This window comes from Microbacterium sp. 69-10, assembly GCF_001897945.1.
Classification (GTDB): Bacteria; Actinomycetota; Actinomycetes; order Actinomycetales; family Microbacteriaceae; genus Microbacterium.
Genome location: NZ_MKRT01000018.1, coordinates 9439 through 11392, shown reverse-complemented (window position 1 = coordinate 11392; position 1954 = coordinate 9439). Strand labels below are relative to the sequence as shown.

Sequence of the window (1954 nt, the reverse complement as noted above, 5' to 3'; positions counted from 1 at the left end):
CGCTGTTCTCGCCCGCGATCAGCGCCGCACGCAGCGCGGCGCCCTGGGTCTCCTGGTCTTCCAGCAGGCGCAGACTCGCCCGCACGACCTCACTGGCCGAGCGATAGCGCCCTGAGCCGACCTGCTCCGCGAGGAAGGCGGCGAAATGATCGTCCAGGCTGATCGAGGTGTTCTGCGCCATGGATCGAGATTACCAAAGATTGGTAGCCTAGGGCGTGCGGCGGCGCAGCGTGAGCGGCGCCAGCACCAGGCATCCGACCGCGAACGCCGCGACGATCAGCCGGGGCGCGCCGACGTCCCACCCGATGTCGCCCTTCGTGACGGCCTGGATGGCGTCGATCGCATGACTGAGCGGCAGCCAGTCGGAGATCGCGTAGAGCACGTCGGGCATCTGGTCGCGCGGCATGAACAGCCCGCCGAGGATGATCTGCGGGAACACCAGCACCGGCATGAACTGCACGGCCTGGAACTCCGTCTGCGCGAACGCACTGGCCAGCAGGCCGAGGGCGGTGCCCAGCACGGCATCCACCACCGCCACCGCACCCAGCTGCCAGAGCGGCCCGTCGACGGTCAGCCCGCACACGTACACGGCGAACGCGACCGTGATGACGGCCTGCAGGATAGCCATGAGCCCGAACGCGAGCGCATAGCCGAGGATGAAGTCGGCCTTGCCGAGCGGTGTGGTCATGAGCCGCTCGAGCGTACCCGAGCGGCGCTCGCGCAGGGTGGTGATCGAGGTGATCAGGAACATCACGATGAACGGGAACAGCGCCAGGATCGCGCCGCCGAACTTGTCGAAAACCCCCTCCTGATCGGCGAACAGCCAGGCGAACAGGCCGACCAGCAGGCTGGGCGCCACGAGCATGAGCGCGATCGAGCGCGGGTCGTGGCGCAACTGCTGCAGCACCCGGCCGGCTGTGGCGAAGGTGCGCTTCATCGCTCCGCCTCCTGGCCGTGGTCCTTCTCGCGCTCCCTCTCGCGCTCACGCAGCGAGCGGCGCGTCTCGTGGCCGGTGTCGCGGCGGATCAGAGTGAGGAACGCCGCCTCGGCATCCGTCTGCCCGGTGTCGGCGAGCAGCTGCTGCGGGGTGGTGTCTGCGATGATCCTGCCGTCGCGCATGAGCAGCAGCCGGTCGCAGCGCAGCGCCTCGTCCATCACGTGGCTGGAGACGAGCATGGTGGTGCCGGCGTCGGCGATCTCGCGGAACAGCGTCCACAGCTCGGCGCGCAGCACGGGATCCAGGCCCACCGTCGGCTCGTCGAGCACGACGAGCTCCGGGGCGCCGAGGAGCGCCGCCCCGAGCGACACCCGGTTCAGCTGACCGCCGCTGAGCGCATCGACCGCCTGGTTCGCCTGGGAGGCGAGCCCGACCTGGGTCAGCACCCGGTCCACGTCGTCTCGCGGTGCGCCGAGGACGGATGCGAAGTAGCGCAGGTTCTCGTGGACGGTGAGGTCGGTGTACACGGCGGAGCCCTGCGTGCCGTAGGAGACGCGCCGCCGCAGCCCGCGGGCTCCCGCGGCCTCGCCGAGCACGGTGACGCTGCCGCCGTGAGTGCGCTGCACGCCGACGATCGAGCGCATGAGCGTGGTCTTGCCGCATCCGGACGGGCCGAGCAGACCGATCACCTGCCCTCGCGGGATGCGCAGCGACAGCCCGTCGAACACGTCGTGGCGTCCGCGCCGCACCCGCAGCCCGTCGATCACCACCGCATCATCGCTCATGCGATGAATTATTCACCTCGCATGCCCCGCGGGACAGGGCAGCTCAGCACTCGATGACGTTCACCGCGAGGCCGCCCTCGCTGGTCTCCTTGTACTTCGTCGACATGTCCAGGCCGGTCTGGCGCATGGTCTCGACCACGGCGTCCAACGACACGTAGTGCTCGCCGTCGCCGCGCAGGGCGAGGCGGGCGGCGGTGACGGCGGTGGAGGCCGCGATCGCGTTGCGCTCGAT

General features: G+C 69.9%; 4 protein-coding genes. All 4 read right to left on the bottom strand.

Annotated features, from left to right (window positions below):
* On the bottom strand, window positions 1-181 hold a 181-nt coding region (locus BGN97_RS06865; protein ID WP_292699263.1), incomplete at its 3' end, for a type II toxin-antitoxin system ParD family antitoxin.
* Window positions 182-208: 27 nt separating this feature from the next.
* Complete coding sequence (locus BGN97_RS06860) at window positions 209-937, bottom strand: ABC transporter permease (RefSeq protein ID WP_292699260.1); 729 nt, start codon at window positions 935-937, stop codon at window positions 209-211.
* Window positions 934-1722 (bottom strand): ABC transporter ATP-binding protein, encoded by a 789-nt coding sequence (locus BGN97_RS06855; RefSeq protein ID WP_292699257.1) that lies wholly within the window; start codon window positions 1720-1722, stop codon window positions 934-936. The genes BGN97_RS06860 and BGN97_RS06855 overlap by 4 nt, the downstream gene beginning before the upstream one ends.
* A 43-nt stretch (window positions 1723-1765) precedes the next feature.
* The coding region (locus tag BGN97_RS06850; RefSeq protein ID WP_292699256.1) for an L-serine ammonia-lyase, iron-sulfur-dependent, subunit alpha at window positions 1766-1954 on the bottom strand (189 nt) is incomplete at its 5' end.

Coding starts and splice junctions, on each gene's coding strand:
- BGN97_RS06860 (WP_292699260.1), bottom strand. CDS start 937: ATGAAGCGCACCTTCGCCACAGCCGGCCGGGTGCTGCAGCAGTTGCGC.
- BGN97_RS06855 (WP_292699257.1), bottom strand. CDS start 1,722: ATGAGCGATGATGCGGTGGTGATCGACGGGCTGCGGGTGCGGCGCGGA.